Origin of the sequence: Parafrankia soli, from assembly GCF_001854695.1 — a bacterium.
GTDB lineage: Bacteria > Actinomycetota > Actinomycetes > Frankiales > Frankiaceae > Parafrankia > Parafrankia soli.
This window is the reverse complement of the sequence record NZ_MAXA01000052.1, coordinates 1-7,741: the sequence shown is the minus strand read 5'-3', so window position 1 is coordinate 7,741 and position 7,741 is coordinate 1. Positions and strand designations below refer to the sequence as shown.

The following is a 7,741-nucleotide window of genomic DNA, read 5'->3' as shown; positions in this document are numbered from 1 at the left end:
TTCGTCCACCGGCCACCGACCCCACCGAAGCTCCCCACACCGGCGTGGATCAACCGACCCCAGCAGGACGGTGACGAGCCAGACCAGTCGGACCAGGCCGGGTAACTAAATCTGCGAGCAACTCGCCTCAAACAGCTTGACGGATTCCGCCAAGCACCTCCAGGACATCGACGCCGCACGAACGGACTACGAYCGCGGGCAGCTCAACGCCCACCTCGACGCCTAACCCGTCCCGTCCCGGGTCCGTCCCCGCGATGAAGATGAAGAGGACCTGCGGGGTGCCAGAAGTCGGCCTGGGCCCGTGAGCTGGGCTGATGCGACGGTGCGGCAGCCGGCATGATGGTCAACTATGTCCATCCGCCTGCTGTACCTGATCTTCGTGCGGGTGTGTGGCTGGCTGGTTCTCCTCGGCCGTTCGTCGGCGTCCAAGGACATCGAGCTGCTGGTGCTGCGGCATGAGGTCGCGGTGCTGCGCCGTACCCACCCGAAGCCCCGGTGGGACTGGCCGGACCGGGCGGTCCTCGCCGCGCTGATCCGACTCCTGGCCAGGGCACTGCGAACGCACCGGCTGGTCACTCCCGGCACCGTCCTGCGGTGGCACCGCCGCCTGGTCACACGGAAATGGGCCCACCCGCAGCGGACGGGACGGCCACCGATCAGCCAGGAGATCGCCACGCTGATCAAGCGGCTCGCGACCGAGAACCCGACATGGGGATACCAGCGAATCCAGGGCGAGCTCCTCAAACTCGGCCACCGGGTGAGCGCATCCACGATCCGCCGGGTCCTGAAGAGCCTCGGGTTGCCACCGGCTCCGAAACGGCAGACCGACACCACATGGCGACAGTTCCTGCGCACGCAGGCAGCGACCATGCTGGCCGTGGACTTCTTCCACGTGGACTGCGCGGTGACGCTGCGGCGTCTGTACTGCTTCTTTGCCATCGAGGTCGGCTCCCGCACCGTCCATATCCTCGGGGTCACCGCCCACCCGGACGGGCCCTGGACCACCCAGYAGATCCGCAACCTTGTGATGGACCTCGGTGAGCGGGCGGTCGACTTCCAGTTCCTGATCCACGACCGTGCGGGGCAGTTCACCGCGTCGTTCGACGCGGTCCTCGCCGACGCCGGCATCACCACGGTCAGGATCCCACCCCGAACCCCCCGCGCGAACGCCTACGCGGAACGGTTCGTCCGCACCGTCCGGACGGAAGCCACCGACCGGATGCTGATCTTCGGTGAACGGCACCTGCGCACCGTCCTGGCCGAGTACGCACGGCACTACAACGGACGACGCCCGCACCGCGCGCTCCGCCTTCAACCACCCCGGCCCGACCATCCAATCGCCGACGTCACGACGGCACGGATCAAGCACCGACCCGTCCTCGGTGGCCTGATCAACGAATACGAACGAGCCGCCTAAAAGACCAGATCAACGCCGGTGGCCGAGTTCTGGCACCCCACAGGGTCACGCAGCAAACCCGTAACCTGCCCATAGCTCTGGGTGAGCGGGCGAGACGGTTCCGGTTCCTCATCCGTGACCGCGACACGAAGTTCACCGCAGCCTTCGACACCGTCTTCACCACCGACAACATCGATATCGTGCGGACACCCACGCGGACCCCGGTCGCGAACGCTTTCGCGGAACGCCGGGTCGGTACCGTCCGCCGCGAATGCCTCGACCACCTCCTCATCCTCGGCGAACAACACGCCACCGCCGTCCTCACCGCCTACATCGACCACTACAACCAGCACCGGCCCCACCGGTCACTCCAACAACAGGCACCGCTCAGCACCGGCACCAGCCCACCGCCCGAGCCCGGCACCTCGGCCGTCCGACATGATCGGCTCGGCGGGCTCATCCACGAATACCGGCAGGCCGCATAACTCGAACCCAGTTTCCGGCACCCACAGGCGTTTCGTCGCGCCCAGCGAGTCCATCATCCGACGTGTTCTCGAGAAAACAGACGCAGCAGCGCTCGACCTCGCCGTCGGCGCGTGGCTGTTCGCGAGAGCCACCCGGGACGACGACGGCGACCTCGTGATCGCGCTCGACGGCAAGGTGCTGCGCGGAGCCTGGACCGGCGAGAACCAGCAGGTCACTCTCTTCTCCGCCATGTTCCACCGGGAGGGCGTCGTCGTCGCCCAGACCCAGGTACCCGACGGCACCAACGAGATCACCCAGGTGGAGAACCTGCTCGAGAACATCGCCATCACCCCTGGCCAGACCATCGTCACCCTCGACGCCGCCCACACCCAGCGCGAGACCGCCCTCTACCTTCAGAAACGCGGCATCGACTATTTGATGAATGTGAAGGGGAACCAGCCGACCCTTCATGCCAAGGTCTTCTCCCGATGCCTTCCACTCCTCCAGGAAGATCCCGGAAATGTGGTCGAAGAACGCTCCCACGGACGGATCATACGCTGGACGACCTGGACCACCACCGCCGACGGCATCGACTTCCCGAACGCAGCCACCGTGGCCGTCATCCGACGGGAAGAGTTCGACCTCGCGGGCAGAAGAGTCACGAAGGAATACGCCTTCATCATCACCAGCCTGCATGGCCGCCACGCGTCCGCGGAAACGATCCACACCCACGTCTGCCAACATTGGGGTATCGAGAACCGGGTGCGCTACGTGCGCGACACCACCTGGCGCGAGGACGCCAACCAGACCTACTCAGGAAACGGGCCACGCACTCTCGCTGTTCTGCGAAATCTCGCGCTCAGCCTCTTCCGGCTCCACGGCATTACAAAAGTCAAGGAGACAACCGAGTTCATCGCCCGCGACCGCAACAGGGCCCTTACGCTCCTCGCAACTTAACGCAGCGAGTCGCTACATCGAGCGACCTTGGTGAGACCCTGGGTCACCACCATCCCAGGCTAGACCTGTGCCGCCCTCGGCGGGCTCAACCAGTGATGACAGGCAGTTGCGGTCGGGGTAGTAGGCGGGGTCAATACGTGGGTCGGGTCCGCTGTCCCAGCCGTTCCCGAGGGCGACGAGGTGCCCATCGGGCCAGCGGTGGCGGTCCTCGGCGATCGAAACCGTCTGGACAAGATTGAGGCCGGCCTGGGAGTCATCCTGTCGAAGCGGGTCGAAGCCGTTGTCGTAAACCAGGAAACGACCATGGCCGTCACGAGTGAGGTGTAGGTCACCGGGGTCAGCAACCACGATCACCTTGGTGACCCTGCCACCTCGACCGTCCACGTCCGACTGCACCCGTACGAACACTGGCGCCTGGTATTGCACCCACCGCACCAACGCCCCACCGACAACCGGTCCCACGCCGTCTACCTGTTCGAATCTTTCGGACATAGTCATATATTTCACCTCATAGTCGACCCGCACCACTCGTCCAATCCGCTACGACCGGCGCCCACAGCCACCTGGCCGCCGACGACGCCCTGGAACTGGGCTCTGGCACAAGTTCCGTAATTGCGATTTGGATCTTTATTGGTCGGCGAGCTCACGGGTGCGGAGCAGGTCGGGGTTCGCTCGTCCAGACATTTGACGTTTAATCATTTTGATGCGGTTGACCTGCCCTTCAACCTGGCCGGAGCTCCACGCGTGGGTGACACCGGCGGCGACCGCGTCCCAGTCGGAGCGCAGGCCGGTGGCGTAGCCGCGTAGCTCAGGCAGGGCGCATGCCTCGGCCCGCTGGACCCATGCCTCCAGCGCTGCGCCGCCGCGTCGGTGGACGAGTACGTCGACGAAGGCAGCGACCCGTTCGCGGGCGGAGAGTCGAGGTCGGGGCAGCGGTCGCACAGCTCCTTGAGTCGGATCTTGTCATCGTCATCGTCATCGTCATCGACGTCGTCGGGATGGCGGGTGATCGATCGGGTGACCTCGCGTCGGGTGGGGTCCACGGATAGCTGGGCCGCCGAGCGGCCCGCGCGGAGGTGGATCAGGAAGCGGCGAATGGTGCGTTCGCTGACGACGACACCGCGCTCGCGCAGCTCCTGGTGGAGCTGGCGGGTGCTGGTGACACCGGCGTTCCACCGGGCGGTCAGGTAGACGGTCAGCCCAGGAACCTGCTCGGCGAACGTCTTGCGCGCGCACCCGTCCGCGTCGCAGAAGAACCGGCGTACCCGCAGGTGCACAACCAGCTTCCGTCCGCTAACCGGAGCGTCGGTAAGCCGCCGTTCGTACCGGCTGTGCACCCATGCGGACTCGACCCCACAGCCCGCACACACGGCCGTCACGGCCTGGACTCGCGCGTGGACACGCACCACCCATTAAAGATCCTTACCTTCGCCGAACTTGCCATGGCAGTCTGATCACGGCACCAGTCGGGGGGAACAGAGCCCCTTGCCGCAGCCCTCAGCTTCACCCGTAGCCAACTACACCCCGCGACACTCACACGCGGTGACCGAAAGTCACGCGAAAAAGGCTCACTTCTCTGTCTCCTTACCGACTACGGTCGGTTGGCATTGATTCATTTCCCGGCGGCAGGGATTCCGAGCCGTCGGAGCAGAGTCTTTGATTTACGACATCGAACGCGGTGCCGGTGGGGTTGACGCGRACGAACGCGAAACAATCGAGGGGCCGGGTAGAGTTGGCACTCAGGTCGACGGGCGAGATCAGACCGTCCGCGTCATAGTCAGTGACACTCCGTAGGGCCTTGATGAACCCTTCACGGGTTGGGCAGGTGCCGGCTAGGTAAAGTCCGTGTAGGAACAGGTCGGTGTATATGTAGGCGAGCATGGCGAACTGCTGGTCGGGTTCGATGCTTTCAGGCGCGTAGAGTGTCATTGCGTCGCGGTAACGGTCGATGGCTGGGCCTCCCGCCTCGAACGGACGAAAATACACGGGGATCGACACACCAGCCAGCGCTTGGCCGAACGCGGGAAGAAGGGCTTTGTCATAGCYGGTCAGGGAAACGCCGACGTTCAGGTGTAGGCTCGCGGCACGAGCTGCCTGCACGATGTCAGCGAGATCCTCTGGCGCGGTGAAGCCGATCAGGGCATCGGCGCGAATAGCAGCGAGCTGGTGGACTATGCGCTGCGGGCTGTCGCTACTGCTCGTGTACGGGATGGGATCGGTCGCGGCGAGTCCGAGAGCACTGAAGGCGTTTTTGTACTGAGTGATGGTCTCCATGGTTAAGGCTACAGTGCCAGTGGTAACAACAGCGATTCTCGTCCCACCGTGGGCCTGGATATAGCGGGCGACCGTTACCGGAGAGGGCATGTAGAGGTGGGAAAAAAGGTTACGATACCTGTTCCAAGACGGAAGCGCGATACCTACCACGGGGATGCCCTGCGCGTCGAGACGAGCCAGTGAACCTTCGAGCGAGGCGGTAGCTGCCACAAGACCGAACACGGATTCCTGTTGCACAAGATCCTGAGTGGCCAGCGCGTTCTGTGACGAGGAACTCGCGTCATCGCGCCACTGGTAAAAAATCCTACGACCGTGGATGCCACCTTGAGCGTTGGCCAGGTTGATCCGAGCATCCACCCCGGACCGGGCCGAGGAAAGTGCAGTGCTACCAATACCCGAGTCAGAGAACACCAACCCCAGTTTCACCTGGTCGGAGGTGACTCCCGGGCTGTCACARCCAACCACCACCGGTCGCCGCTTCCCACTGCCCGGCAAAGTACAGCCARCCACAACAACGACAATTGCAACCGACACTATCCATCGTATCGACAATCTACCGAAAATCATCGCTTCTCCATGGAATGGCGAAGAGTAGCGACCAGAAGTATCTATTTCGCTACTCTGTAGAGCAGACTATGCGCGCCTTGCCGCGTCTGTCACTGTATTCGGCCGCCCGTGCTGTCGACGCCGACTTCTCCGAACTCGCGCAACACACGAAGGGGTATTCAAGGGCGCGGACGGGGTCCCGGCGGTACCAACCTTAACGATTCAAGGCTCCGCCAAGCCCACCACGCATAGATAGAAACCCTCGCTGTTTTCTCGGCAAGACTACCGGAACCTCTCCGCGCGTGCCGAGATTGGGCATGCCATTTTCCCTCTCCGGCACGGCGTTCACGGATTCCTCGCGCGTCGCCTCACCCTCGTTCCGGACGCACCATAGTCAGACCCTGACCCTTCAAGATTGGCAAGGGGAGACTGCCGGGATCTCTTCGGGCCCCCTGGCCCATGTGAACGGTTTCAGGTCCTTGATCCCCTGTCCGCCAACAGTAGAGGTGCTCCGGGCGTCCAGGCCGGCCATAACGTTGGCGGCGGATTGCCAGCCGTTCCTGGGCCAACCGTTCGAGGTAACGTCGGGCGGTTACTCGGGAAATGCCTAATGTTCTGGCAACGTCGTCCGACGAGACCGGCATGGACGCCGCGCGCAGGCACGTGACGATGGCATCGAGTGTCGCCGTGGTCAGGCCCTTCGGGGCTTTTGGCTGCGCCGTGGGGTCTGGCGACAGCATGGCCAGAGCGGAATCGATCTCGTGCTGTCCTATCTGTCCGGTGGCATTATCCGTGACCTGCTGTCGGAATAGCGCGTACCGGTGGAGGCGGGCCCGGAAGTCGGCAAAATCGAAAGGCTTCACCAGGTAATGAATGACTCCGTAGGAGACGGCTACTCGGACTGTTGCAAGTTCACGGTCGGCGGTGACGACGATTATGTCCGGCCCCGCACTACGGGACCGAATTGATCTACATACTTCAAGGCCAGCCATATCGGACAGGTCGAGGTCGAGTATGACTAGATCATACGAGTTGTGAGTGAGTAGCCGTATGGACTGGCCGCCAGTGAGAGTCACCGCACCAACGGCAAATCCGGAGATCTTCTCGATGTTCATCCTGATGGACTCGGCATACGACGAGTCGCCACTGACGACCAGGGTGTCAATCTGGCTTTTTGGTGCGTACCGCGCTCCGGCGGGGTGAGGGCGACAGACGTATGATGTTGGCATGAATGCGCAGCCTTTCAGCCCGGTAAGTGTGTCTGAATCTGCCTGTACGGCGGAGGGCGATGACCTGCGTCGAGACGCTCAGTGGATGCGATCTGGTTGTGCGTAGGCGAGCAGTGTGGCGCGGTCGGCAGTCAGCGCGAAACCGGCCTCGATGGTCTTGTCGACCGCGGCGGTATAACGCTGCAGGTAGGCGTCCTTCGTGGGGTAGAGCATGGCGATGCGCGTGACCGGCAGCGGGTTCGTCGAGCCGAACAGTTCACAGAGCACTGAGGCGTTCGTTGCGGGAGCACCGGACAGGACATCGACCGGCACGGCGACGGGCGGAGTACGTATGCCGCCTTCGGCGACGCCGTCGGTGTCGCGGGCGACGCCGGGACTGCCGCCGGAGGTGACCGTGATTCGCGGCGCGGTGGGCGGTGGGGTCCCGGCCTGGACCCAGGTCTCGAGCGCACGGATCGCGGCCTTCACCACGATGTGTGTCGGGGCGTTGTTGACTGGCACCCCGCAGTCGAGCGCATTCACGAACGGGCCGAGCGCGTGGGCGTCGGCGTGTGCGGCTCCGGCCACCTCCCAGAGGCGAAACCGGCTGCTGTCATCCTGCCGCGCCCGCAGAGAGTTCAGGACGACGGTGAGGTCACCCTCGGTCTGGACGTCGAGCACAGGCACGCCGGTATCGCTTCGGACGAGTGTCGGTGTGGTCGCGGCGGTGTCGGTGAGGCTGGTGGACTGGCCTGGCCCGACGAGCGGTAGGGCGCCGCTGCCTCTGCTGTGGACCAGGAAACCGTCGAATGCCTGGGTGAGCGGCTGCACCCCGTTGATGTAAGTGACCATGGCATACGCCGACTGGGATTCGCCGGCGGCGAGCAGGTATTTC

Annotated in this window: 8 protein-coding genes; 3 read left to right on the top strand and 5 right to left on the bottom strand. The window is 63.9% G+C overall.

Going from position 1 to position 7,741, the window contains the following annotated elements:
• Nucleotides 1-349 precede the first annotated feature (349 nt).
• The 3 genes from BBK14_RS06725 (at nt 350) to BBK14_RS06715 (ending at nt 2,818) form a co-directional block, all read left to right on the top strand.
• The gene (locus BBK14_RS06725) at nt 350-1,417 is read left to right on the top strand and encodes an integrase core domain-containing protein (RefSeq protein WP_071060323.1); all 1,068 of its coding nucleotides are present in this window, start codon (nt 350-352) and stop codon (nt 1,415-1,417) included.
• Between the two features lie 179 nt (nt 1,418-1,596).
• The gene (locus BBK14_RS06720) at nt 1,597-1,881 is read left to right on the top strand and encodes a transposase (RefSeq protein WP_241831233.1); all 285 of its coding nucleotides are present in this window, start codon (nt 1,597-1,599) and stop codon (nt 1,879-1,881) included.
• A complete protein-coding gene (locus BBK14_RS06715; protein ID WP_083390769.1) occupies nt 1,835-2,818 on the top strand; it encodes an ISAs1 family transposase in 984 nt (327 codons plus the stop codon). The genes BBK14_RS06720 and BBK14_RS06715 overlap by 47 nt, the downstream gene beginning before the upstream one ends.
• Nucleotides 2,819-2,830: 12 nt before the next feature.
• On the opposite strand, the gene BBK14_RS37710 is transcribed toward BBK14_RS06715, so the two are convergent.
• The 5 genes from BBK14_RS37710 to BBK14_RS06700 form a co-directional block, all read right to left on the bottom strand.
• The gene (locus tag BBK14_RS37710) at nt 2,831-3,343 is read right to left on the bottom strand and encodes a hypothetical protein (protein ID WP_131802185.1); all 513 of its coding nucleotides are present in this window, start codon (nt 3,341-3,343) and stop codon (nt 2,831-2,833) included.
• A 102-nt stretch (nt 3,344-3,445) separates the two neighbouring features.
• Nucleotides 3,446-3,760 (bottom strand): transposase, encoded by a 315-nt coding sequence (locus tag BBK14_RS37705; RefSeq protein ID WP_131802184.1) that lies wholly within the window; start codon nt 3,758-3,760, stop codon nt 3,446-3,448.
• A gap of 642 nt (nt 3,761-4,402) precedes the next feature.
• Nucleotides 4,403-5,659: an ABC transporter substrate-binding protein gene (locus BBK14_RS06705; protein WP_071060319.1), complete on the bottom strand. Its 1,257-nt coding sequence runs from the start codon at nt 5,657-5,659 to the stop codon at nt 4,403-4,405.
• Between the two features lie 347 nt (nt 5,660-6,006).
• Nucleotides 6,007-6,867 (bottom strand): response regulator, encoded by an 861-nt coding sequence (locus tag BBK14_RS34770; protein ID WP_083390767.1) that lies wholly within the window; start codon nt 6,865-6,867, stop codon nt 6,007-6,009.
• 78 nt (nt 6,868-6,945) lie between these two features.
• Nucleotides 6,946-7,741 (bottom strand): alpha/beta hydrolase domain-containing protein (locus BBK14_RS06700; RefSeq protein WP_275078450.1); only part of this gene is annotated, 796 nt, incomplete at its 5' end.

Excerpts from the sequence above, each read along its gene's own strand:
- BBK14_RS06715 (WP_083390769.1), top strand. The coding sequence starts at position 1,835 with ATGATCGGCTCGGCGGGCTCATCCACGAATACCGGCAGGCCGCATAAC.
- BBK14_RS34770 (WP_083390767.1), bottom strand. The coding sequence starts at position 6,867 with ATGCCAACATCATACGTCTGTCGCCCTCACCCCGCCGGAGCGCGGTAC.